The organism is Jatrophihabitans sp. GAS493, from assembly GCF_900230215.1.
GTDB lineage: Bacteria > Actinomycetota > Actinomycetes > Mycobacteriales > Jatrophihabitantaceae > MT45.
This window is the reverse complement of sequence record NZ_LT907982.1, coordinates 378423-403290: the sequence shown is the minus strand read 5'-3', so window position 1 is coordinate 403290 and position 24868 is coordinate 378423. Positions and strand designations below refer to the sequence as shown.

At 68.9% G+C, this 24868-nt stretch carries 20 protein-coding genes; 13 read left to right on the top strand and 7 right to left on the bottom strand.

All coding sequences use genetic code 11. The features are described 5' to 3' along the window. Positions 1-22: 22 nt before the first annotated feature. Positions 23-8323 (bottom strand): DUF11 domain-containing protein, encoded by an 8301-nt coding sequence (locus CPH63_RS01790; protein WP_096301305.1) that lies wholly within the window; start codon positions 8321-8323, stop codon positions 23-25. Positions 8324-9145: 822 nt separating this feature from the next. On the opposite strand from CPH63_RS01790, the gene CPH63_RS01785 reads away from it, so the two are divergent. Both CPH63_RS01785 and CPH63_RS01780 read left to right on the top strand, forming a co-directional pair. Next, complete coding sequence (locus CPH63_RS01785) at positions 9146-9403, top strand: hypothetical protein (protein ID WP_096301304.1); 258 nt, start codon at positions 9146-9148, stop codon at positions 9401-9403. A 62-nt stretch (positions 9404-9465) separates the two neighbouring features. Beyond that, positions 9466-9774, top strand: coding sequence for a hypothetical protein (locus tag CPH63_RS01780; protein ID WP_096301303.1), 309 nt, complete (start codon positions 9466-9468; stop codon positions 9772-9774). A 23-nt stretch (positions 9775-9797) separates the two neighbouring features. Here the strand turns inward: CPH63_RS01780 and CPH63_RS01775 are convergent, their stop codons facing one another. The 3 genes from CPH63_RS01775 to CPH63_RS01765 all read right to left on the bottom strand — a co-directional run bounded on the left by CPH63_RS01775 (position 9798) and on the right by CPH63_RS01765 (position 11872). After that, a complete protein-coding gene (locus CPH63_RS01775) occupies positions 9798-10517 on the bottom strand; it encodes a cutinase family protein (protein WP_096301302.1) in 720 nt (239 codons plus the stop codon). A 300-nt stretch (positions 10518-10817) separates the two neighbouring features. Further along, positions 10818-11321 carry a DUF2231 domain-containing protein gene (locus tag CPH63_RS01770; RefSeq protein WP_172892143.1) on the bottom strand — a complete coding sequence of 168 codons (504 nt, stop codon included), beginning with the start codon at positions 11319-11321 and terminating at the stop codon, positions 10818-10820. 2 nt (positions 11322-11323) lie between these two features. Beyond that, positions 11324-11872 (bottom strand): Rieske (2Fe-2S) protein, encoded by a 549-nt coding sequence (locus CPH63_RS01765; RefSeq protein WP_206745629.1) that lies wholly within the window; start codon positions 11870-11872, stop codon positions 11324-11326. 279 nt (positions 11873-12151) lie between these two features. Between CPH63_RS01765 and CPH63_RS01760 the strand changes: the two genes are divergently transcribed. The 3 genes from CPH63_RS01760 to CPH63_RS01750 all read left to right on the top strand — a co-directional run bounded on the left by CPH63_RS01760 (position 12152) and on the right by CPH63_RS01750 (position 14153). Beyond that, positions 12152-12658 (top strand): sigma-70 family RNA polymerase sigma factor, encoded by a 507-nt coding sequence (locus CPH63_RS01760; RefSeq protein ID WP_371364823.1) that lies wholly within the window; start codon positions 12152-12154, stop codon positions 12656-12658. Continuing rightward, a complete protein-coding gene (locus CPH63_RS01755; protein ID WP_096301300.1) occupies positions 12659-13390 on the top strand; it encodes an anti-sigma factor in 732 nt (243 codons plus the stop codon). A gap of 187 nt (positions 13391-13577) precedes the next feature. Next, positions 13578-14153 carry a GNAT family N-acetyltransferase gene (locus CPH63_RS01750; protein ID WP_157749208.1) on the top strand — a complete coding sequence of 192 codons (576 nt, stop codon included), beginning with the start codon at positions 13578-13580 and terminating at the stop codon, positions 14151-14153. A 9-nt stretch (positions 14154-14162) separates the two neighbouring features. On the opposite strand, the gene CPH63_RS01745 is transcribed toward CPH63_RS01750, so the two are convergent. Then, entirely contained in the window at positions 14163-14960 is a 798-nt protein-coding gene (locus tag CPH63_RS01745) for a class I SAM-dependent methyltransferase (protein ID WP_206745684.1), read from the bottom strand. Positions 14961-15064: 104 nt separating this feature from the next. Next, positions 15065-15805 (bottom strand): SDR family NAD(P)-dependent oxidoreductase, encoded by a 741-nt coding sequence (locus CPH63_RS01740; protein ID WP_096301297.1) that lies wholly within the window; start codon positions 15803-15805, stop codon positions 15065-15067. An 82-nt stretch (positions 15806-15887) separates the two neighbouring features. On the opposite strand from CPH63_RS01740, the gene mshA reads away from it, so the two are divergent. From mshA to CPH63_RS01710, 6 genes are all read left to right on the top strand, one after another. Then, positions 15888-17165 (top strand): D-inositol-3-phosphate glycosyltransferase, encoded by a 1278-nt coding sequence (gene mshA / locus CPH63_RS01735; RefSeq protein WP_096301296.1) that lies wholly within the window; start codon positions 15888-15890, stop codon positions 17163-17165. Between the two features lie 10 nt (positions 17166-17175). Next, complete coding sequence (locus CPH63_RS01730; RefSeq protein WP_096301295.1) at positions 17176-17733, top strand: YbjN domain-containing protein; 558 nt, start codon at positions 17176-17178, stop codon at positions 17731-17733. A 4-nt stretch (positions 17734-17737) separates the two neighbouring features. Beyond that, entirely contained in the window at positions 17738-18790 is a 1053-nt protein-coding gene (locus tag CPH63_RS01725; RefSeq protein ID WP_096301294.1) for a glycosyltransferase, read from the top strand. A gap of 181 nt (positions 18791-18971) precedes the next feature. Beyond that, positions 18972-20633 (top strand): MFS transporter, encoded by a 1662-nt coding sequence (locus CPH63_RS01720; RefSeq protein ID WP_157749207.1) that lies wholly within the window; start codon positions 18972-18974, stop codon positions 20631-20633. Between the two features lie 53 nt (positions 20634-20686). Then, positions 20687-21268 (top strand): TetR/AcrR family transcriptional regulator, encoded by a 582-nt coding sequence (locus tag CPH63_RS01715; RefSeq protein ID WP_172892141.1) that lies wholly within the window; start codon positions 20687-20689, stop codon positions 21266-21268. A 50-nt stretch (positions 21269-21318) separates the two neighbouring features. Beyond that, positions 21319-22062, top strand: coding sequence for a phosphoglyceromutase (locus tag CPH63_RS01710; protein WP_096301291.1), 744 nt, complete (start codon positions 21319-21321; stop codon positions 22060-22062). Between the two features lie 54 nt (positions 22063-22116). Here the strand turns inward: CPH63_RS01710 and phoU are convergent, their stop codons facing one another. Then, the gene (phoU, locus tag CPH63_RS01705) at positions 22117-22785 is read right to left on the bottom strand and encodes a phosphate signaling complex protein PhoU (protein WP_096301290.1); all 669 of its coding nucleotides are present in this window, start codon (positions 22783-22785) and stop codon (positions 22117-22119) included. Between the two features lie 205 nt (positions 22786-22990). On the opposite strand from phoU, the gene CPH63_RS01700 reads away from it, so the two are divergent. Both CPH63_RS01700 and CPH63_RS01695 read left to right on the top strand, forming a co-directional pair. Further along, entirely contained in the window at positions 22991-24184 is a 1194-nt protein-coding gene (locus CPH63_RS01700) for a cell wall metabolism sensor histidine kinase WalK (RefSeq protein WP_206745628.1), read from the top strand. Further along, entirely contained in the window at positions 24181-24861 is a 681-nt protein-coding gene (locus CPH63_RS01695; RefSeq protein ID WP_096301289.1) for a response regulator transcription factor, read from the top strand. Before CPH63_RS01700 ends, CPH63_RS01695 begins: the two co-directional genes overlap by 4 nt. Positions 24862-24868: the final 7 nt, after the last annotated feature.

The window sequence follows — 24868 nt, the reverse complement described above, 5'->3', positions numbered from 1 at the left end:
AGCCGGTCAGCCGGTCAGCCGGTCAGTCGGTCCGGCGCCGGGCGGTCCAGACGGCCAGCAGGCCCAGAGCCAGCAGACCCAGCGCGGCTAGCAACTGGGTGAGCACCGGGTCCCCGGTGGCCGCCAACTCCGCACCACCCGGGTTGTCGCTGGTCGAGGTCGCGTCCACCGCCGCGCCGGCGACCGGAGCCGTGTCGCTGGCCGATGCATCCGGACTGCCGGGGCCACTCACCGTCGCCGTGTTCAGCACGGACGGGATCGCCGCGTCGTCGATCTTCACGGTCAACGTGATGCTCGACGAACCGCCGGCCGGGATCGGATCGGCGTGCCTGCAGGTCACCGTGTTACCGGGGGCGGCGCAGGTCCAGCCGATCCCGGTCGCCGAGACATAGCTGAGGCCGGGCGGTAGCGGGTCGGTCAGCGTGATCGGCCCCGGCGCCGCCGTCGGGCCACCGTTGGAGACGACCAACTGGTACGTGCCGTTCGAACCGGAGACGAAGGCGTTGGTGTGCCGCTTGGCCAACGCCAGGTCGGCGTCCGGGTCGACGATCACCGTGTCGTCGTCACGCGCCGAGCCGGGCACGTCCGGGTCGGCGGAGGAGACCGTCGCGATGTTGGTCGTGCTGGCATAGGCCGCGGCGCCGACCGTCGCGGTGACGGTCAGCGGTGGCGCGTCCTCACCGCTGGCCAGCGTCCCGGCCAGGGCGCAGACGACGTTGTCCTGCGGGCCGATACACGTCCACCCGGTGCCGACTCCGGAGACGTAGGAGAGACCATCCGGCAGGGGATCGGTGACGACGATCCGGTCGGCGTCCGACGGGCCGTCGTTGTGCACCTGGATCAGGAAGCCGAGCGGAGCGCCGACGACGCCGTGGCCGGAGTGTGACTTGACGATCGTCAGGTTCGCCGTCCGCTTGACGTCGATCGTTCCCGTTCCCGTCGCGTGGCTCGGGGCGCCGTTGGCATCCGGGGTCGGCGACGAGACGTCGGCGGTGTTGACCACGGTCCCGGCCGGTGACGACGCGTCGAGGCGGACCAGCAGCACCAGTGACGGAGCCGTGCCGCCGACTGCGAGCCCGGACGGGATCGTGCAGGTCACCGTCTGCCGATCGGTCGGCGTCGCCGGGGCCGCACCCGCGTCGCAGGTCCAGCCGCCGATGTTGGCGACGTAGGACTGGTAAGCCGGAAGGGTGTCGGTGATGGTGAGTGGCCCGGCGGCATCGCTCGGCCCATTGTTCTTGGCGCTCAGCGTCCAACGGAAGGTCGTACCGGCGACCGGTGTCGCGGTGCTCGGAGTCTTGGTCAGCTCCAGATTGGCCTGCGCGATCACCGGAACCGGTACCGGCGCCGGGTTCGTCGGCGTCCCCGGCGACACGGTGTTCACGAACGCGTTGTTCACCAGCACGGTGGTGCTGCCCGGCGGATCGAACGGGGTCGCGGGGTCGACCTTGGCCACCAGCGTGATCGGTGGTGCGGTCGGGCCGGGTGGGTCCGCCGTGAGGACGGCCCGGGTACAGATGACGTCCTGGCCGTGGGCCACGCAGCCCCAGCCGCTGCCGGTCGCCGAGACGTAGCTGAGGTGGTCGGGGAGCACGTCGGTGACCACCACCACGCGGGCATCGCTCGGGCCGGCATTACTGGCCTGAAGGGTGAAGGTGACGTCGCTGCCGGCCAGTACCGGAGTCGCCGTCTCCAACGTCTTCGTCAATGCAACATTGGTATCCACGACGATCGTCGTCGGGTCGTCGTCGGAGTTGTTGGTCAGATCCGAGTCGTCGGTGTCGCTGCGGACGCTGGCCGAGTTGACGATCGTGCCGGAGCCGTTGGCGTGGTCGACGATGACGTTCACCGTGATGTCAGGGGCCGTGTCTCCCGCCGCCAGGCCGCTCGCCAGCGTGCAGGTGACGACCTTGGTGACCGCTCCGTAGGCGCAGACCCAGCCGGTGCCGGTGGCCGGGTTGGCGGCGTCGTAGGTCATCCCGGACGGAATCGGGTCGCTGGCCGTCACCGTCCCCGGGATCGTCGAGGGCCCGTTATTGGTGACGGTCAGCAGGTAGCTGAACGCACCCCCGGCCGTCGCGCTGCCGGTGTGGTGCTTGTCGATGGCCAGGTCGGCCTCGCGGGTGATGTCGGTGTTGTCGTCGTCGGCGTTGTTCGTCGGGTTGGAGTCCGGGGTGGTTCCGCTGACCACGGCCAGGTTGATGATCGGCAGCACGGCGGAGGCATCGACGCGAACGTTGAGGGTCACCGAGCTCGTAGCGTCCGCGGGCAGCGGCGCGGCATGGACACAGGTGACCCGCTGCCCGGCCGCCGAGCAGCTCCAGTCCGCGTTGCCCGACGGCAGGAACGCCAGCCCGGCCGGCAGCGTGTCGATGATCGTCGCATCGGCGGCATCCGACGGGCCGAAGTTGGCCACGGTGAGCGTGTAGCTCTGGTCGGTCCCGTCGACGAACGTTCCGTCGTGACTCTTCTGGATCGTCAGGTCGTCGAGGGGGGTCGGCGTGGTCGTCACCGTCGCCGTGTCGTTGGCCGGGTTCGGGTCGGTGGTCGTGGTGGAGCTGATCCGGGCGGTGTTGGTGACGGCACCGGTCTGGGCCGCCGGGACCCCGACGGTGACCGAGATACCGCGCGTCGAGATACCGACCGGCAGGCTCGTCGCGTGGGTACAGGTGAGGGTCGCCCCGACGGTTCCTGCGGCGATCGGGTCGCAGTTCCAGCCGATTCCGGCGGCCGAAACGAACGTTGTGCCCGTCGGCAGCGTGTCGGTGATGACGAACGGCCCGGCCGACTGTGAGGGCCCGAGGTTGGTCACGGCGATGTTGTAGGTGGCCGTCTCGCCCGGCACGATCCCGCTGCCGCTCAGTGTCTTGCTGATCGCGAGGTCAGCCGAGGCGGTGACGGTGGTGGTCGCCTCGTCGGTGTTGTTCACCAACTGCGGATCGTAGGTGCGGTTGACCACGGTGGCCGAGTTGGTGAACTCGGTGTCGTCGGCCACGCTCGGCGCGACGTGGTAGCCGACCGTAATGGGCGGGAAGCTGGCGCCGACGGCCAGGGTCTCCGACGGGTCGCTGCGGACACAGTTGGCCGGCGGGGCGCCGGTGCAGCTCCAGCCGGCACCGGAGGCGGTGACTGCGCTGACGCCGGCCGGTGGCGGGGAGTTGAACGGATCGGTGACGGTGAACGGTCCGACCGCGACGTCCGGTCCGACGTTCTTCACGACCAGTGTCCAACTCCCCGACTGGCCGGCGATCGGGCTGGCCCCGGCGGTCTTGGTCATCGTCACATCGGCCGAGGCGATGCGCCCCACCGCATTCACCGACGGGCCGCCGTAGGAGGCGGTCCGGTTGCCGGACGCGCCCGTCGCGTCCTGCGCGCCGGGAGTGGCCTCGTTGATGTCGCTCACGTTGAAGCCGACGCCCGGGTTGAGCACGACGTCATCGCCGGGAACGGCGGAGTAGTTGATGGTGAGAGACCCGCCCGGGGCAAGCGTCCCGAGATCGCTCCAGGTCAGGGTCTGCGGGTCACCGCTGAGGGTCGGTTCGACCATGGTGGCGGCGGCGCCGTTGACCGAGACCCGGGCGCTGTCGTTGTCGTAGGTCCAGTTCGGCGGCATCACGTCGACGGCGCTGACGTGGTACGCCGTGCCGGCGCCGCTGTTGGTGAGGGTCACCTGCCAGTTGAAGGGCTCACCGATGTACGCCGTGCCACCGCCGGGAGTCGTCTTCGCCGCCACGATGTGCGGGAAGGCCGGGGTGATGCTGGCCGTCGCCGCCGGACTGGCCGGGTAGACCCGGCCGCCGCTGGGCAGCGAGGCGTAGGAGGTGACGGCCGCTGAGTTGACCTGCGCGGCGGTGCTCAGCCCGGCCGAGGGAGCCAGCACGGCGCTGTAGGTGAAGGACGTCGAGGCTCCGGGTGCCAGGGGTCCGGGGACGCTCCAGGTGATGGTGCCCCCGGCCCCGGCCGTCGTCCCGGCCAGAACACCGCCGCCGGAGATGGTGGCCGGGGTGACCACAACTCCGGCCGGGATCGTATCGACCACCTTGACGTTGTACGCGTCGCTGACGAAGGTGCCGGTGGCGTTTCGGGCGGTCACCGAATAGTCGACGCTCTGTCCCGGCTCGACGGTGCTGTCACTCACCGTCTTGCTGATCGTCATGCTCGGCTCGACCACCGTCACCGGGGCCGTGGCCACCGCGGCCGACCGCTTGTTGAAGGTCGCGGCGGCGTTGGCCGGCGGGGTCTGGTGGCTGCTGTTCCAGGCCACCGTCGCGCTGTTGACCAGGGTCGCTCCGGCCTTGGCGGCGGCGACGTCGGCGACTCGGGCGGTATAGGTGATCGTCACCGCCCGGGCCCGGGGAGCACCGATGACATCACCGAAGTAGAAACCGATCTTGGTCGTGCCGTTGCTCTGCGCGACCGCCGGCAACGGTGCGGCCGAGGTGAGATCACACGGCGTTCCGTCGGAGGAGCCGCACTGGATCGTCTGCAACTGCACCGAGGAGCCGTCGATACCCGCCGGGAGTGTATCCAGCACGGAGGCGTTGAAGTAGCTGATGTTCGGGCTGGCGATGAGGGTGACGGTGTAGGTCACCGTCTGGCCGATCGTGGCGATGGTCGGCGTGACCGATTTGGTGATGTCGGCCCCGAGCACGGTGACCTTGCTGGTGGTCGACTTGCTGTACGGGCGTCCGTCGGGGTTACCCGGGTTCGCCGGGGTCGGGCGGGTGCCGGCCAGCGAATTGCCGGTGATCGTCGCTGTGTTGGTGAAGGTCTGTAGGCCGGTCGCGTCGGCGGTCACCGTCGCGGTGTAGGGCAGCGTGCTCGAGGCGCCGGGCGCGAGATCGCCGACGTTCCACTCGATCTGGGTGGTGTTGCTCGCGCAGTTCGCGCCATCGCCGGCGGTGGCCGCAACGGTGCTGCCCTGCCCGGGCGTTCCGTAGGCGACGAAGGTGAGCCCGACCGGCAGACAGTCGACGACCCAGCCGTCGTGCAGCACCGAGCTCCCGGCGGGGTTCGACGCGGTGAGGGTGTAGGTGACCCGCTGGCCGCCGATCACCCTCGTCGGGTTCGCGGACTTGGTGATGTTCGGTGACGGCTCCACGATGACGACGTTGGCGCTGGCCGCCACGTCAGCCGGGGCGCTGCCGCCGGGCGGTGCGGTGCTGCTGAAGGCGGAGGTGTTGGTCAGGGACGCCCCGGCGGCGTCTGTGGGGGCGTTCGTGACGCGGGCCAGGATCGTGATCGCGTACCGCCGGGCGGTGCTGCCGGTGTTGTCGTAGACGGGCGGCAGGGTGAGCGTGGCCGTGGCCGAGTTGAAGGTGACGCCGGCCGGAAGCGCTTGGTTTGCCGGCACATTCCCGGCGTCGGGGGAGTAGGCGGCGGTCGCCGACACCAGGGCCAGCCCGGTCGGGAGCGGGTCGGTCACGATGCCGTTGTAGACCGTGCTGTGCGCCGGAACGTCGGTGTTCACCGTGAAGGTGACGAGTTCGCCGATGGTCGCCTGGGTTGAGGCGCCACCAGGAGCCGCTTCGCCGCCGACGTTGCCGGCCTCATCGACGGCGGAGGTAACCGTCTTGGTCTGCGCGACCGGGGCCAGGTACACATCGGACGGGTCGCTGGCCGCCGGCGCCTGCTGATCGGCCGCCGGGACGCTGGTGTCGATATTGCTCTTCGGGTAGTAGGTCGAGGTCGACCCGGGGACGTTCGTCACGGCGTCGTAGGAGCGCAGGTAGGCGGTGTTGACGAGGTCCTCGTCGGCTCCGATGCCGTCCGGGATGGTGATGGTGTAGCGGTAAGTCGCGCTGGCGCCCGGGGGGAGTACCTCGCTCGGCGGCCGGACCCAGACGATGGCGCTGCGGGTGGCCGAGTCGGCGAAAATCGGTTGTCCGCCCGCACCGGGGTCGGTACACGCGCCGCCGTCCGTGATCGCGCTGACCTGGGCGCAGCTGATCCCAACCGGCAGCACATCCCAGGCATTGACGCTCTGAATCGCACCACCGCCGGGTTCGCTGGTCGGCGAATTGTTGGTCACGTCGACCCGGAAGACGACCTGGTCCTCCTCCTGAACGAGCACGTGGTCGACGTTCGGACCGCCGCCACCCGCGGTGGCTCCGTTGACCGAGTCGACGCCCTTGCTGATGGCGACGGGCGAGGCCGGGGCGATATCGAAGTCGACCGAGGCTCGCTGCGCGCCGGCCGCTCCGGCGGTGTTGTTGGCCCGTGACTTGGCGTCGTTGTGGGTGCGCAGCAGCGTTGTGCCCGGGGCAGATGCGGTGACGATGGCACTGAACCGGGCGACGAAGACCGAGCCCGGGACGAGCACCTTCGACCCGTCGGGCTGGTTCGCCCCAAGTTGCCAGGTGAGTTCATTGGGCGCGTTGCTGAAGTTGATCTGGCCGGCCGGGATGTTGTTGCCCGGGCCAATCGTGAAGGAGGCTGCCTCGTAGGCCAGGTCCAGCGGGAGGATGTCGCTGATGATCGAGTTCCGGGTCGGGTTCTCGGTCGAGTAGGCGAGTTCGATCTGGAAGCAGACCCGGTCGCCCTTCATGAAGGTGGTCTGGGCGTCGGTGAGGGTGTCGGAGTCCGCGTAACTATTGGTCGAACAGTCCTGTGCGGCGGTGCGGGGCTGGATCAGCTTCGTCAGTACCCCACCCTGGCTGGAGAGGGTTGCGCTGCTGGAGTCGGTGATGGTGGCCTCACCGCTCTCGGACGTGCCCAGGATCGGGGTTGAGGTGGCGCTCTCGGTGGCAGTGTTGGTGAATGAGTCACCGGCGACCGTTGGTTGGCCGGCTGCGGAGCCACCGGTATAGACCGACCGCATACGAGCCTGGTACGTGATCGAGGTGCTGGCGTTGTGATTCACCGTGATCGGATCGAAGACGACCGTGAAGGTCCCGTCCGGATTCTGGGTCACCGACTGGTACGGCACAGACGGCGCGACCGCACCGGCGGCGCACTCGGCCGGAGCTCCGGTCACATAGTTGCGGGTGGTGTCCAGCGGGCAGAGCCCGTTCGGCAGCGTGTCGGTGACGACGATGCTGCTGTTGGTGTACTCGCTACCGTCGATCTTCAGGGCGTAGGTGGCCAGCCCGCCGGCGGTGAACTGGGTCGGCGTCACCGTCTTGATGACCCGTAAATCATTGGCGGTTACCGTGTGGCTTCGAGTGACGTCGATCGCCGGCGTGCCGCCCGCAGCCACTGTGCCCTCGTAGTCTCCGGTGACGTTCACATAGTTGGTGAGGCCGACGGCGGTGCCGTTCTGGCGAGTACTCGGGCCGGTGTTGTTGTCCAGGTTGGCGGTCTGACCGAGAGACTCCGGCGACGGCACCGGGCCCGGGAAGTCCGTGGTGTTCTGCTGCAGCGGAATGCCGGCCGCGTACTTGATCGTCAGGACCTCATTGGGGGTGAGCGCCCCGATGCTCCAGGACACCTTGGTATAGACGCCCGGCGGGTAACCCTCGGGCGCGCTCACCGTCTCGACGGATGTCGCTGTGCGGCAGTCCGACGGGACGGCCGGCGTGCTGGTCAGGTCACCGGAACCTGGGTACTCCGGGCCGGTGGTGGTGTTGTCCACGCCGCCACAACCGAGGAACTCCAGTGAGGCGGGCAGATAGTCGGTCACCACGACGTTGTCGGTGGCGGCCAGCTTGCTGTTGGTGAACTGCAGCGTGTAGACGGTGGGATGATCGTGAACGCCGCGCAGCAGCTTTGCCTCTGGACTGGGCTCGTCCTTGGTCACGTCGAGCGCCGTGACGGTGGTGGTGGCGGTGCTCGGCGACGAGGCGGTGACCGCAGGGTCGCTCGTCGGATCGCCGGTCGCGAAGGACGGGATGACGCGTGGGTCGCTGCTGGCGTAGGCCGTTCCGGTGTCGCTGAAGGTGCTGTCGACCGGCCAGACTGAATTGTCGATCGCCACGCTGAAGCCGAAGGAGGCCGAGCCGGCCGGCGCCAGGTCGAAGAGGTTGACCCAGGTCAGCGTCTGGGCGCCGCTGCCCGGATCGGTGCTGATCGTCGGGTCGCCCTCCTGGGCTGGGGTGGTTGAACCGCCGATGTAGGTGGTGCCCGGCGCGAGCACGTCGGTGAAGGAGAGATTGAACTGGTTCACCCCGCCGGCTGCTGCCGTTGGGTTGCTGGCGGTGAAGCGGTAGGTCGCGGTGCCCCCCTCGACGACGCTGCCCGGGCCGGACTTGCTCAGGGTGATCGGTGCGGCGGCGGCGTCGGCGGATTGCGGTATCGCTACCAGTCCGAGCACAGCGATCGTCACGACGACGCTGCCACTGACCAACCGCTTCACGGTGCCCCGCCGCACCCGCACCATCGGCATGTTGGCTTCTCTCTCTGGTGGTCCGATTCTCCCGCAGCTCAGACTCTGCGGCCTCCTCCACCGTCACCCGTGGGTCGAAAAGGGTCATCATTCGTCGAGGGTGAGCCGCTTGCCGATTGCCGATAGCCGCTGTGAATCCTTCAACTTCTCCGGGTGGCACCCACCGGAAGCCTGCGATCACCGAATGTCGCGGCGGTCAAAAAATACGGCTGTCAAAACATTGACTAGACAAATTATCGATCTCGCGAATTGGTGTCCCGCCCCTAGCGCGGCGACCTCTACTTCGAATGTCTAGTTCAATCGATGAACAAATAACTGACGGAAGAATGGCCCTGAACAGCAGAACGCGGCCTGCGATCGGCATTCGTCGATCGCAGGCCGCGTCTTGCGCTGCTAGCGCGCGAGGTTTGGAAACCTGAACTGCTGGTCGAATCCCCCGAAACAACCAACCGCTGCGTCAACCAGTCGAATCCCCCGAAACAACTGGCTGGTGCTGCCGCCCCTGCGCTGCTTTGCTGTACCCCCAGGTACCGCCTAAACAATGTTTCCCTGGAAAGCTTTAGAAGTCCACGGAATTTCGAAAATGTGGCGGGTATCACAGGCTTGAAGGGATCGTCAGAATGCGTCATCGGAGCGGTCGGTGGCGTCCAGGCGATTGGCCTGGATCTAACACCGTTTGTCGTGAATAGGCCGGGGTTTAGTGCTTCCACCGCGGCCTCAGGGGAGGTATGTTCTTCCCGCGAAGGCACGCAACGATCTCGTCGGATCAACGTGACCAGGACGCCGTCCCCCCGTCCTCTTTGAGCAAGGTGATGAATTTCCGTGTCTGACGAATCCTTCATCTACGTGATCGATCGGCTCACCGCCGAATTCGACAACTCGCTTCCGCGACTGGCCGTCGTCGATGTGGTGCACGAGTGCCGGGTCCAGCTCTGCTGTTCACCCGCCCCCGCACTCCCGGAGTTGGTGGAGAGGCTGGCCCGGCTGCGGCTGCAGGAACTCACCCCCGAACTTCCGGCGCCGCTCATCAGGCCACTCGCCAGTCCGCTCGTCGGCCACGGCGTCGGCCACGGCGTCTGATGGGCGGTAATTCGGTGGCCTCAGCTGGTCGGGCGCTGATTGGCGGCACTGTCTCAGGGGCGATGAACCTCCCGCCCGGTCGGCTGGCCCGATTCCTCATCTCGACGGCTGTCCCCGGTGCCTACGCTCGTGGCGTGCGCGATGCGCACGAGCGGGCTCAGCGGGTTCAGGACGCGAACACCATGCAGGTGCTGGCCGCGATGACTCTCTGGGCCGCGAAGAGCGAGACGCCGGCATCCGGTGAGCAGGCCCGGAGCCTGCGCAGCGTCCTCAACGCGTTCAGCCAGCAATCGGACGTGGAGTTGGCGACCGTGCTCGACCCGCATTCGGCGTCGGTGACCAAGGCCCTGCTCAGTCGCAGCGCTTCGTAGCAGTCTCGTCAGGGTTCGCGCCGTCAGATCGAGGTGCGGGCCAGGATGAACGAAGCGGCGTCGCCGGTGTCGCTGCCATAGGAGACGTGGGCCGCCAGATTCAGTCCGAATGGCTGACAGATCGGATCGCCGGAGGCGCAGTACTCCTTGGCCCGGCTGGCGTACCGGCCGCCGATGTGCCGGTCGAAGAGCGCCATTGGGTTGCCGAAGGTCACCACGGCGGAGATGTGAGACGCGGCCCAAGCCGGCAGTCGGCTCGAGGCCGGGCCGCCGAAGAGGGCCTGCGTGAAGTCCCAGCCGAGCACGTCGTCGACCACCACCGCGCCCTGCGAGTAGCCGGAGAGGACGACCTGCTGGTGGGGACAGGCGGTGAGGGCCGAGGTGATCTCCCTGACCAGGGCCGTGGCGCCGATCAACGTCGACGAGGCGAAGAAGTAGCTGGCCGGGTAGTCGACGGGTTCAAACGCGAACCCGTCTCGGCGCGAGTTGAGTGTGGCCGCGAGGCGGTCCCCGACGACGCTGCCGAGCAGGCCTGGTTCGTAGGTGCCGCGGGCGACGAAGACGGTAGCGGTGGCACAGCGCTGGCTGGCGGTGGCGGTGGCGGTGGCGGTGGCGGTGGCGGTGGCGGTGGCGGTGGCGGTGGCGGTGGCGGTGCTGGCCGTGCTGGCGGTGGCGGTGGTGGCGGCGCAGCCGAGCGCGCCGACGGACACGAGCACGGTCGCGCTCGCGACGAGGAATCTCATTGATCTGCGGGGGACAGATGTCTTCACTGTGAAGTTCTCGATTCGGACGGACGGACGGGGGATCCGTCATCTCATAAGGGCCGAGGACATCGGCTGGGGGCGGACCGCTGATCGAAATTAAGCTAATAACACTAGCTAGAGCTCGATGTCAGGTCTTGCGTTCGGTCACCGCGCGTCGCGCCGACCCCGGTCGCGCCGCGCGGCTCGGCTCCCGAGATCTCTCCCCGATTTCGTAGGCAATCACACTACGCCACTGAGCAATGACCCGCCGTTTTCTCCGCGGGTCGTCGGCTTCGGCTCTTAGCTACCCGACTTCGGATCGGCGCTGAAGGACCCGGTCCAGACCGCCTTCGAACCTGACTCACCGATTCGATAGACCTCGACCACCGCCCCCACCGAAGCGATCACCGCCAGCGCGGCGATCGTCACCGTGATCGCGGTTCCGGCTCCTCGCCTGCTCGCCGCCGGGGCGTTGGCGTAGAAGCGGTGATAGGCCCACTGTCCGGCCGCCACCACGAAGAGTCCGATCACCCACGGGAGCAGCCCATCGGCCAGGTCGGCGTGCCGCTCGACCAGCGGCGTCGCCCCGACGCGGGCCTTCAGCCACTCACCGGCGTGCGTGGCGAGCGGTACCGAGATGAGCGCGGCGAGGGCAGCGATGAGGGTCAGGATGCCCAGCTTGCGCCGCGCCGCCGGCCAGGCCGCGCTCAGTACGGTCAGCAGTGCCGCCAGCGGGACCATGACGATCACGACATGCACGATCAGGATGTGCGCCGGCAGGCCGCCGATCTCGGTCGGCCCCACCGTCAGGCCTTCTCGGCGTAGATCGCGCCGTCGGCGACGGTCACCTTGAGGGCGGGTAGCGGACTCTGAGCCGGACCACCCAGCACCTGACCGGTGGCCGCGTCGAAACTCGATCCGTGGCAAGGGCAGTCGTACTTGGTGCCGCTCGGTGCCACGGTGCAGCCCTGGTGAGTGCAGATCGCGCTGAACCCGACCACCGTCCCGGCGGTCTTCTGGCAGAGCACGATCGGGGCTCCGTCCAGCGTCGCTGCGGCCGACCCGCCCACCGGCACGGCCGACAGCGCCGCGACCTTCGTCCCGCTGGGCGTGCCGCCACCGGCCGAGGAGGCGGCCGCCGTGGAGTCGTCGCTGGTCGGCGCTGACGCTGAAGCGGAGTCTGAAGCGGAGTCTGAAGCGGAGGTCGAAGCGGCGGCCGAAGAGGAGGCCGAGGAGGGGGCCGCCGCCGAACCGGAGGAACTGCAGGCGGCGACCACGGCGGTGGCGCCGAGGCCTAGGGCACCGGCGGCGCCGGTACGTAGAACGGTTCGGCGGCTGATCTCGGTGGCAGTCAAGCTGGTCCTCCATCGGGTCGGGGTGACGAACGGTGCTGTGTTCGCATGCGGACGAAGGAGTACACATGAGGTACTCCTTCACCGGTCATACGAGTTCACCCAGCCGACGGTTCAGCCGAGTTCGAATTGGCGAGCGTCTCCTCACCAGCTCACAGGCGCAGCGGCCGGTTGAGCCGAATTCCGCCAATTCGGCCGGCGGTTGAACCAAATGCGGGCGCATCTCGTATTCGGGAGGGAATGAGGAGCACAACCATGCGCGAGCCAGCGACGGGAGTTGGAGTGGCCGACCGGCAGGCCGAGCAGATGCGGGCGCTGCACGCTGAGTACTCCGACGCCCTGTGGCGCTACGCGCTCCGCCTGACCAGTGACCCGATCCGAGCCCAGGACGTGGTTCAGGAGACGCTGCTGCGGGCCTGGAAGCGCCCGGAGGTGCTGGAGCAGAGCGACGGTCCGGTCGGGGCCTGGCTCTACACCGTCGCCCGCAACATCGTGATCGACGATCAGCGCAGCGCGCGAATGCGCCGCGAGGTCAGCACCGACGCCCCGCCCGAGCAGCCGACCGCAGATCACGCCGACGCCGCGCTGGACCGCTGGTTGGTGGCCGACGCGCTGGACGGGCTCTCGGCCGAACACCGTGAGGTCATCGTCGAGTGCTATTACCGCGGTAAGACGGCGGCCGAGGTGGCGGCGGCGACCGGGATACCCGCGGGCACCGTGAAATCGCGGCTGCACTATGGCCTGCGGGCGATGCGGCTCGTACTACAGGAGATGGGGGTGACCAGTTAGGTGAGCGACGTAGCTGACAGCGGTTTCGACCGTTTCGCCGATTGGGATGCCGCCTACGTGCTGGGCGCTCTCTCGCCGCAGGAGCGCCGTGACTTCGAGACGCACCTGCGTGGTTGTGCGCGCTGCTCGGCCGCGGTCACCGAGTTGGCCGGTATGCCCAGCCTGCTGGGGCGGCTGCCGGCCGACACGGTGCCCAGCACCGATCGCCCGTCCGGACGCCCCGAGCTGCCGCCGCTGCCCGACACCATGCTTGCCTCGCTGATCGGGCAGGTGCAGCGAACGCGGCGTCGGCGGCGCAGGATTGCCGTGGCGGTCGGCGCGCTCGCCGTGGCGGCGGCTGCGGTCGCCGTGCTCGTGATCGCCCCGTGGACCCCGCGGGCTTCGGCGCCGCGCCCGGTTGCCCTCGACCAGGTCGTCGCCAGTCCGGTGCACGCCCAGATCCGGCTGGTCTCCGAGCATTGGGGTACCCGGGTGGAGGTGATGTGCCACTACGACCGTCCAGCGCCGCCGAACTCGGCGCCGGAGACCGACCCTAGGGCGGGTGAGGTGTATGACTACACGCTGCGCATCACCGACCGGAGCGGACACAGTTTCTCGGCCGCCTGGTGGAGCGAGCGCTCCGGGGAGTCAACTGCTGACCCGACGGCCAGCGTGAAGCTGCCGATCGCGCAGATCGCCCGGGTCCAGGTGCTCGGTGAGGATGATCGCGTACTGCTGCAATTGGATCGCTAGACGCACGCTAGACGCACCGTGCCGAGCCGATCACGCATCGCCTCTGGACATCTTCAATTTTCGCTGCGGTAACGCAGAGTTGGGCTGAGGACACAACGCCGTAACGCGACGCTGAGAGCGTTTGTTCATGCGCTCAACTTGCCTAGCCAATGCCCCCGTAGCGGTCAATCGTTTCGCGCGTCCAGCCATGGCGGCTCGCCGTCACGCCGGACTGGTCGACCTGGTGCCGCACCCGTGGCTGCTTCGGGTCGAGCGGACCACCCTGACGATCCGCCCCGTTCACCCCCGTGAGCTCTCCTCAGTCGCCGCGATGCACTCCCGCTGCTCGCCGAGCACGCTGCTCGACCGGTTCCGGGCCGGCGGCAAGGGCCCGTCGGTGCTGGCGATGGACCAGATGGTTCGCAGCAGCCTCAGCTTCGTGGCCGTCACCTCCCGGGGCGACATCGTGGCGATGGCCGTCGCCGAACCCGATCGCCTTCACTCCGGTGACGCCGCCGATGCCGGCGTCCTGGTCGAGGACAAGTGGCAGGGCAAGGGAATCGGGCGGGAACTGCTGAGCCATCTGGCCGGTGCCGCGCTCGTGCACGGTTACTCGGAACTGATCACCTACACCGCGACCTCCGCCGCCGACGCACAGCGCCTGCTGCTGGAGATCGGCTCGACCCGCGTCGTGAACGACCGGCAGCGTCCGCACCTGCACACCTACCTGCCGGAGTCGGCGGCGCTCGGACTGGGCGCGGTGCGCGAGCGGCTGGCCAGCTGAGCGAACCGGCTAGCCGCCTCCGGAGCCGGTGCCACGGGGAGCGACCGCGCTCCAGGCGACGGTGAGTTCCCCGTGGCGCCAGCGGGGCCTGCGGTCCAGCAGCGGCCAGCGTTCGGCCAGTGACTCGGCCATCGCGACCCAGCGCTGACGAGCGCCGAAGACCGCCAGCGGTGCCGCGGCGTCCCAGGCGGCGTCCGCTTCGTGGAGCAGGGCGTTGACGGCCTCGCCGGAGACATTGCGGTGGATCAGGGCCTTGGGTAGCCGGGGCGCCAGATCGCTCGGCCGTCCCAGATGCTCCAGGCTGGCGGCCAGGGTCAGGCTGAGCGGGCCGGTCGCGTCCAGACGGACCCAGCTGGCCAACCGGCCGATCTCGTCGCAGGTGCCCTCAACGATCGTCCCGCCCGGAGCCAGCGCCGCCTGCATCGCCGCCCACGCCCCGGCGACGGCCTGCTCGTCGTATTGGCGCAGCACGTTGGCCACCCGCACCAGATCGGGCCGGCGGCCGGCGAGTTCGAAGCCGCCGCGGGCGAACTCCAGCGCCGGCGGTGCGGCACTGGCCTGGGCTGCGGCCACCCGCTCGGGGTCGATCTCCAGGCCCAGCACCCGCGTGCCGGGCAGGCGGGCCGCCAACTCGATGGTGGTGATCGGGGTGGCGCCGTAGCCGAGGTCGATCACCAGCGGGTCGGTTCGCTGACGCAGCGACGGGCCGAGGGTGGCGCCGATCCAGCGATCCATCCGGCGCAGCCGGTTCGGGTTGGTCGTTCCCCGCGTCGCGACCCCGAGAGCGCGGGCCCGTCCGGCCGCCAACCTGGGGGATTTCGCCACGGGCCTGAGCCTAATCGGCGAAGCTCCTGCACCTTCGGTACCGCAGCGCACATAGTGCAGGACCATTGCCGCGGCCGGCCTCTGACTCAGTTGCGCCGGGCGACCTTGTGCGGGGCGGCCTGGGCGATCGGCTTCACTACGAGCAGGTCGACGTTGACGTGCGGCGGGCGGGTTACCGCGAAGCTGATGCAGTCGGCGATGTCGTCGGCCGTCAGCGGCGCGTCCACCCCGGCGTAGACCCGGGCGGCCGCGGCGGCGTCCCCGCGCAGCCGGACCAGCGAGAACTCCTCCGTCGCCACCATCCCCGGCGCGATCTCGGTGACCCGGATCGGCCGTCCGTTCAGCTCCAGCCGCAGCGTCTGCACCATCGCCGATGCGGCGTGCTTGGCCGCCGTGTACCCGCCGCCGCCCTCGTAGACCAGGTGCCCCGCGATCGAGCCGGTGAGCACGATGTGGCCGCCCGCGCCACGCTCCAGCGCCGGGATGAGGGCCTGCGTCACCCGCAGTGCCCCGATGACGTTCGTCTCATACATCTGCTGCCAATCGGCCGGGTCGGCCTCGGCCACGGTATCGACGCCGAGCGCGCCGCCGGCGTTGTTCACCAGCACGCTGACGTCATCCAGTCGAGCGGCCAGGGCCGCCACCGAATCGGTCGACGTCACGTCCAACGTGACCGCTTCGATGCCGGGATTCTGGGCGGCCAGCTCCTCCAGGCGCTCCCGCCGACGGGCCGCCGCGATGACTTGAAACCCCTCGGCGGCCAGCCTCTTGGCGGTCGCCGCTCCGATGCCGCTGCTTGCCCCGGTAACCACTGCAATCCTGCTCATGCGGACATTCTCCGGTATCCGTCAGGCGGGACTCACCCGGTCTCGGGCATGATCAAAGGGTCCGGCATCGACGCTGGGCCCGATGAAGGGTGGCGGTGTGCGGCGAGTTGCCATGCTCAGCGTGCATACCTCGCCGCTGGACATCCCCGGCGGCGGCGACGCCGGCGGCATGAACGTCTACATCGTCGAGACGGCCCGCCGCCTGGCCGCGGCCGGTGTGCAGGTCGAGATCTTCACCCGGGCCACCGCCAGCAACCAGCTCCCGGTCGTGGAGATGTGCCCCGGGGTACTCGTCCGTCACGTCGTCGCCGGCCCCTTCGAGGGACTGGGGAAGGACGACCTGCCGGCCCAGATGTGCGCCTTCGCCGCGGCCGTTCAGCGGGCCGAGGCCTTCCACGACTCCGGCTGGTACGACCTGATCCACTCGCACTACTGGCTCAGCGGTCAGGTCGGCTGGCTGGCCCGCGATCGCTGGGGCGTGCCGCTCGTGCACTCCGCGCACACCCTGGGCAAGGTCAAGAACATGGCGCTGGCCGAAGGGGATCCGCCCGAGCCACGGGCCCGGATCATCGGCGAGGAGCAGGTGGTCGCCGAGTCCGACCGTCTCATCGCATCGACCACCGACGAGGCGAAGGCCCTCGTCGAGTTGTACGACGCCGACCCGACCCGGGTCTCGATCGTCCCGCCGGGGGTGGATCTGGAGGTCTTCACCCCCGACACCGGCGGTGGCGCGGCCGGAGCGCGGAGCCGCCTCGGAATTGATCCGCGGGCCCAGGTGCTGCTCTTCGTGGGTCGCATCCAGCCGTTGAAGGCCCCGGACGTGCTGCTACGGGCGGTGGCCCAGCTCGACGCCCGGCACCGCGAACGGCCGGTGAAGACGCTGATCGTCGGCGCACCCAGTGGCTCCGGACTGGCCCACCCGAAGTGGCTCCCCAAACTCGCCGCCGACCTCGGCATCGCCGACATCGTCGAATTCCGCCCGCCGGCTGGACGTGAGGAGCTGGCCGACCTCTACCGGGCGGCCGACCTCACCGTCGTCCCCAGTTACAACGAATCCTTCGGTCTGGTTGCCCTCGAGTCGCAGGCCTGCGGAACGCCGGTGCTGGCGGCCGAGGTCGGCGGCCTACCCACGGCCGTACACCACGGTGTGTCGGGGCTGCTGGTCGACGGTCACGACCCGCTGGAGTGGGCCACTGCCCTCTCCGGGCTGCTGGACAACCCGGCGCGGTTGGCGGCACTCGCCGCCGGATCGCGGCCGCACGCCAAGCACTTCTCCTGGGAGCGGACCACCGCCGAACTGATGAGCGCCTACCACGAGGCGATCGACTCCTTCGCCTCCCGCACGCAGCGAATCGGATGAGCGGCCGGCGATGAGCGACTCTTCAGCCAAGGCCGGCGGACGGGCCGCGGAGCGGTCGGCCGTGGCCGCCACCATCGAGGCGGCCCTGATCGAGGGCGGCCTGCAGTTCGAGCGGATCAGCGACCTTGAGTTCGCGGTCAACCTCCCCGGCGAGCGTCGGCTGAAGACGGCCTGCATCCTCACGGTGGGCGAGCATGCGCTCTCCATCGAGGCCTTCGTGGTTCGCAAGCCGGACGAGAACCGGGAGCAGTTCTATGGCTTTCTGCTGCGTCACAATGCGCGTTTGTATGCCGTCTCCTGGTCGATCGACGACACCGGGGACGTGTATCTAACCGGTCGCGTCCCGCTGCATTCGGTCACCGCCGAGGAGATCGACCGGATCCTGGGCAGCGTGCTGGAGTACGCCGACAACAACTTCAATACCCTGCTCAAGATCGGGTTCGGTTCCTCGATCCGCCGCGAGTGGGCCTGGCGGGTCAAGAACGGCGAGTCGCTGGCCAACCTGCAGGCTTTTGCCGACTTCGCCCAGCGCGCCCCGGCGGACGAGCCGCCGACGACCGAGGCGTAACCGGATGGGGTCGGGCCGAGAGGCCGCCGGCCGGGCCGAGCCCAGGATCGCGGCCTGTCTCATCGTCCGCGACGAGGCCGAGCGCCTACCGGCCTGCCTGGCCTCGCTGCACGGGGTGGTGGACGAGGTGATCGTGCATGACACCGGCTCCCGGGATTCGTCACGGGAGGTGGCGGCCGGTTGCGGTGCGACCGTGATCGCCGGTCGCTGGCTGGACGACTTCGCCCGGGCGCGCAACGTCGCCCTCGACGCCGCCACGGCCGAGTGGATTCTCGCCGTCGATGCGGATGAGACGCTGCAGGTCGACCCGGCTGCGTTGACGGCGGCGCTGCAGGTGGCCGACGAGGTCGACGCCTTCGCCGTCGAGATCCGCAGCCGCGGCGGAGCGGACAGCCGGGGCCTGGACGCGCGGGCGGAGGTGAAGCTATTCCGTCGGGGTGGGCTGCGCTACCGCGGCCGGGTGCATGAACGCCTGGAGCGAGCCGACGCGAAGCCGCTGACGGTTCGGCTGCTGCCGCCGCAGACGCTGCGCTACCAGCACTCCGGTTACCAGGACGCTGCCGTGGCCACGGCCAAGGCGGTGCGCAATGCCCGGCTCGCCCGACTGGAGTTGGACGAACTCCTCGCCGACCCCGACCCGCAGCCGGCCGACGTGGCCCGGGCCGCGCTGGATCTGGGGCGCAGCGAACTCGGCGCCGGCCAGTTCGAAGCAGCGGCCGGGGCGCTGCGGATGGCGCGTGCCCAGCCCGAAGAGCTGATGGAGTGGGCCTGGGCCACCGACTTCCTGGCCCGGCTGGCCCTGCGCACCGGCGACCCGCAGGAGGTGCTGCGACTGGCCGACGAGCTCGCGGCCACGGAGCTGGCCGATGAGTACTCGAGCTGGCTGAAGGCCCAGGCATTCGGGTTGCTCGGGCGGGCGCCGGAGTGCCTGCAGCAGCTGGACACGATCACGTCGCTGCACGACCTGGCCGGCCGCGAGCTGGCCTTCGGCCAGGTGCGGGAGCTGCGAGCGCTGGCCGAGGCGAATCGGGACGAGGCCGAGAGCGAGCTCCACTAGCCGGGAAGGCTCTGTTAGGCTGGTCAATTGCGATACGTTACCGGAGCGTAATTGCGGTTCGCGCTCCCCTCGTCGCCACCTCCTCCCGACACCTCTTCCGACATCTCTTCCCGATACCACCGCACTGGTACGAACGAAGGAATCCCCCGTGAATGCCGAGACAATTCAGCGACGTAGATGGTTGATTCTCTCCGTACTCGTCATCTGCCTGCTGGTGGTGATCCTGGACAACACCATCCTCAATGTGGCGCTACGGACCATCCAAGGCGATCTCGACGCCTCGCAGAGTCAGATGCAGTGGGCGGTGGACAGCTACGCACTCGTCTTCGCCGGCCTGCTCATCACGATGGGCGTCGCCGGTGACCGCTTCGGGCGCAAGAAGTTGCTCTTCTTCGGCATGACCGCCTTCGGTCTCACCTCCGCGCTCTGCTCGTTCGCGAACTCCCCGACCACGCTGATCCTCTTCCGGGCCCTGATGGGCGTGGGCGCGGCGGCGGTCCAGCCGCAGACGCTCTCCATCATCCAGAACGTCTTCGAACCGAAGGAGCGGCCCAAGGCGATCGGCATCTGGGCCGGGGCCTCGGGCATGGCGATCGCCCTCGGCCCGATCGCTGGTGGGGCGCTGCTCAAGTACTTCTGGTGGGGTTCGGTCTTTCTGGTGAACGTGCCGATCGTGCTCATCGGGGTCGTCGCCATCTTCTTCCTGGTCCCCGAGTCACGAGACCCCCGCCCGCAGCGGGTCGACCCCTTCGGTGTGCTGCTGTCGATCGCGGCGCTGGTGATCCTCGTCTACGGCGTCATCGAGGGGGGCAACACCAACGACTGGACGAGCTGGAAGTCCTCCGGCGCGATTCTGCTCGGCCTCGCCCTACTCGGCCTCTTCGTCTACCTGGAGAAGCGGAGCACGCATCCGACCATCGATGTCACGCTCTTCACCAACCGGCACTTCGCGGCCGGCTCCTTCGCCCTGGCGATGACCTTCTTCGCGCTGATGGGCTCCACCTTCTATCTCGCCTACTTCCTGCAGGCGGTACGCGGTTACACCCCGCTGGCGGCCGGTGTGGCGCTGATCGCGGTAGCGGCGGCGGTGATGATCGCCTCCGTGCTGGCTCCGCGCCTGTCGGCCCGTTTCGGACCGAGACTGGTCACCGGATTCGGACTGACGCTCTTCGGATGTGCAATGATTTCCTACTCATTCGCCACCGAGACGATGCCCCAGTGGGTCATTGAGATGGCTATGTTCGCGATGGGAGCCGGGATGGGCCTGACCATGACGCCGGCCACCAACGCGATCATGAGCGCGGTGCCGCGGGAGAAGGCCGGCGCCGGCTCGGCGGTGAACAACACCGTGCGGCAGGTCGCCGGAGCGCTCGGGGTGGCCTTCCTCGGCTCGCTGCTGGCCGTCTCGTTCCGCACCCACCTGGGCGAGACGACTCCGGCCACGCTGGCCAGCCAGCTCGACCAGCCGGTCTCGATCGTCTCTACGCTGCCCGAGTCGGCGCAGGTCACCCCGTTGGTCCGCAAGGACACCAGCGAATCGATCGGTGGGGCTCTCGAGTTCGCCGGCAGCGCCGGCGCAGCTCTACAGAATCGGGCCCAACTGGCCGGATCCGCGCCGGCGGACGTCGCCGAGTTGAAGCAGCACGACGAGTCGCTGATCGGCGCCTTCGTCGCCGATGTCAAGAGCGCCTTCGTCGACGGGATGCACTTCGCCTCGTTCTTCGCCGGACTGGCCGGACTACTCGGGGCGGCCGTCGCCTTCATGTTCTTCCCGAGCCGGGCCGAGTTCGCCGAGCACCGCTCTGCGCCCAGCGAGAGCGCTGAACCGCTGGTGGCGCATTGACGCTCGAGTCGACGGCGCGGCCGGTGGCAGGGTCCGCCGCGAAGCCCGCAGCAGTGCCCGCGGTTCAGCCGCCGGGCCGGCCGAGGAGCGAGGCGGCTGACGCGGCGATCCTGGACGCGACCACGGCGCTGCTGGCTGAGATCGGCTGGTCGGGTCTCACCGTCGAGGGCGTGGCCGCCCGGGCCGGGGTCGCCAAGACAACCGTCTACCGGCGGTGGCCGGGGAAGGATGAGCTGGCTCTGGAGGCGATCAATCGCCTCAAGGGGCCGATCGTGCAGGCGCCCGGCGGCAGCGTCCGGGATGACCTCGTCTTTCTGATGGAGACGATGCGCAAGCACTGGGTCAACAGCCTGCACGGCCAGATCATGCGTCGGGTCGCGGCCGACGGCAACGAGCGGCCGGAGATCTACCGCACGATGCGGGAGCGACTGATCCGCCCCCGGCAGGAGGTGACCCGAGCGGTGCTGGAGCGCGGGGTGGCCGAGGGCAGCATCGATCCGGCCGTGGATCTGGACTTGATCGTCTCGGCCCTGGCCGCCCCGGTCGTTCTCGCCGTCTTCACCCATCAGCCGCGGGTCACCCGGGCGATGATCGAGTTCAACGTCGACATGGTGCTGCGGGGCGTCGCCCGCTAGCCGGGCGCGCGGTGTCCGGACGTAACCGGGCGGCTGGCAAGATTGTCGGTATGAGCGCAACTCTTATCCTGCTCCGCCACGGCGAGAGCGACTGGAACCAGAAGAACCTCTTCACCGGTTGGGTCGACGTCGACCTCACCGCCAAGGGGGAGGCTGAGGCGAAGCGGGGCGGTGAGCTGCTGCTGGAGCACAGCCTGCGCCCAGAGGTGGTGCACACCTCGCTGCTGCGCCGGGCGATCCGCACCGCGCAGATCTCGCTGGACACCGCTGAGCTGCACTGGCTGCCGGTGCGCCGCTCCTGGCGGCTGAACGAGCGTCACTACGGCGCGCTGCAGGGCAAGGACAAGGCCGCCGTCCGCGATGAGTTCGGCGAGGAGCAGTTCATGCTCTGGCGCCGTTCCTACGACGTGCCGCCGCCGCCGCTGGCCGACGACGACGAGTTCAGTCAGGTCTTCGACCGGCGCTACCGCGACCTCCTGGAGACCGTTCCGCGCACCGAGTGCCTCAAGGACGTCGTCACCCGGATGCTGCCCTACTGGTATGACGCGATCGTGCCCGACCTGCGCAACGGGACGGTGCTCATCGCCGCCCACGGCAACTCGCTGCGGGCACTCATCAAGCACCTGGACGGGCTCACCGATGAGGCGGTCGTGGGGCTCAACGTGCCCACCGGCATCCCGCTGCGCTACGACCTGGACGAGACCACGTTCATGCCGACCGGCCCGGGGCAGTACCTCGACCCGGATGCCGCCTCGGCGGCGATCGAAGCGGTGGCCAACCAGGGCAAGAAGTAATCGCCGTTGGCAAGGTGACCGGCGATTCCCGGTGACCTTGCCAGAAGCGGATGGCTAGACGGCCGAGCTGGAGTGCAGCGGCTCGGGCATGGTGCCGGTGACGATGAAGACGACCCGCCGGGCCACCGCCACCGCGTGATCGGCGTACCGCTCGTAGTAGCGGCCCAGCAGCGTCATGTCGATAGCCGCCTCAACCCCGTGCGACCAGTTGGGAGAGAGCAGCAGCGTGAAGAGCTTGCGGTGCAGCGCGTCCATCGAGTCGTCCTCGCTCTCGATCTCCTGCGCCAGCTCGATGTCGCGGCCGTCGATCACGTCGGCCACCTTCTCGACGAGGGAGAGGGCGACTGAGCCCATCTGCGAGATGACGTCGCGCAGTTCGACCGGCACGGCGATCTCCGGGTAACGCATCCGGGCCACCTTCGCCACGTGCAGGGCGAGGTCGCCCATCCGCTCGAGGTCGGCCACCAGGTGCAGACCGGAGACGAGCACGCGCAGATCGGTGGCCACCGGCTGCTGCTGCGCGACCAGGCGGAAGGTGCGCTCCTCGGTCAGGGCACGCAGCGCGTCGATCTCGGGGTCGTCGGAGATGACGCGCTCGGCGCCGGCCAGGTCGGCGTCCAGTAGCGCGTTGGTGGCGCGTTCCATGCTGGTGGCGACGAGGTGGGACATCTTGACCAGCGTCTTGCCGATGTCATCCAACTCGTCGTGGTAAATATCGCGCATTGCAAGCCTCTCGGTAATCCCGGACCCCTCCAGAATAGGGGCAAGCGGACGCGGGCGTCCTGACATTCGGTGAACGAGCGTCGTCTGTTGGATGAACAGGACGTGACAACGCCCTTGGACTGAGCTTTGGCCCCGGGCCGGGACGTACGATCGGAGTGTGCTGCTCACCGTAGTCGTTGCTGTGTGCTGCGCTCTTGCAGCGGGCGTGGCCGTTGGTGCTGTCGGGTTTGCCCTCGCATCGACCCGTAAGCACGCGCCCGCGGCGACTGCGGCCTCCGTCACCGAGGTGAGCCAGACGCCGGCCGCAGCCGATCAGCTCCCGTCGCTGGTGATCAACGCGCTGAGTAACGCCGTGATCGTGGTGAACCGGTCCGAGCAGGTGATCCTGGCCAATCCGGCGGCGCGGTCTATGGGGCTGCTCAACGCCGACCGGCTGGACTTCGACGAGCTCACCCAGTTGGTACGCGACTGCATGATCGGCGCTAGGAGCAGCACAGGGCTGATCGACCTCCCGCTGGACCGGCTGGGCCGGGAGCCGATTGCGCTGAGCGTGACGGCGGTGCCACTACCGGACGCCCAGGCGCCGGAGCGCGTCGCCGCGGTCGCGTTGCTGCTCGACGACGTCTCCGAGACCCGGCGCCTGGAGGACGTCCGCCGTGACTTCGTGGCGAACGTGTCGCATGAGCTCAAGACGCCGGTCGGGGCATTGACGTTGCTGGCCGAGGCGGTCCAGGAGGCGGCTGACGACCCCGAGGCGGTGCAGCGCTTCGCCGGGCGCATGCAGCACGAGGGTGCCCGGCTGGGACGCCTGGTGCGCGAACTGATCGAGCTCTCCCGGCTGCAGGGAGCCGAGCCGCTACCCGGTGGCGACTGCGTGGACATCACCGACGTCCTCGACGAGGCCCAGGACCGGACCCGGCTCGTCGCCGATCAGGCCGGCATCGAGGTGATCTCGCGCAGCGTCGGGGATCTGAAAGTCCGGGGCAACGAGGGTCAGTTGACGACCGCGGTCGCCAACCTGGTCGACAACGCGATTGCCTACTCGCCCCGTGGCACCCGGGTCGCGCTCAGTGCCCGGCTGGGGCGCGACGCGGAGGCGAAGCCGTGCGTCGAGATCTCGGTGAGCGATCAGGGCATCGGGCTGGCCGAGTCCGATCTGGCGCGGGTCTTCGAGCGGTTCTACCGGGTGGACCCGGCCCGGTCGCGGGCCACCGGCGGTACCGGCCTCGGGCTGGCCATCGTGAAGCACGTCGCCACCAACCACGGCGGCACCATCTCTGTCTGGAGCGTGGAGGGTGCGGGCTCGACCTTCACCATCCGGCTGCCAACACTGCAAGACAGCGGCGAACCAGCCGTTGACAGCATCAACACCGAGCAAATGACGAAGGGATCTGTGTGACGCGGGTATTGGTCGTGGAGGACGAGGAGTCGTTCTCCGACGCGCTCTCATACATGCTGCGGCGCGAAGGCTATGAGGTTGCCGTCGCCGAGAACGGGCCGGACGCACTGGCGATCTTCGAGCGCGACGGGACCGATCTGGTACTGCTCGACCTGATGCTTCCGGGGCTCTCGGGCACCGAGGTGTGCCGGGCCATCCGGCAGCGTTCGAACGTCCCGATCATCATCGTGACCGCCCGCGACGGCGAGGTCGACAAGGTGGTCGGCCTCGAACTCGGCGCCGATGACTACGTCACCAAACCGTTCTCCTCGCGGGAGCTGGTGGCCCGCATCCGAGCCGTGCTGCGCCGCGGCGGCGAGCCGGACGAATTGGTCAGCACCGCGCTCGAGGCAGGGCCGGTGCGCATCGACATCGAGCGGCACACTGTCACCGTCGACGGCAATCAGGTGTCCCTGCCGTTGAAGGAGTTCGATCTGCTGGAGCTGCTCATTCGCAACTCCGGACGGGTGCTGACCCGCGGGCAGCTCATCGACCGGGTCTGGGGTGCCGACTACGTCGGTGACACCAAGACCCTCGATGTGCACGTCAAGCGGCTGCGGAGCAAGGTCGAACCGGATCCGGCCAGCCCGAAGCACCTGGTCACCGTTCGTGGGCTCGGCTACAAGTTCGAGGTCTAGCCGGCCG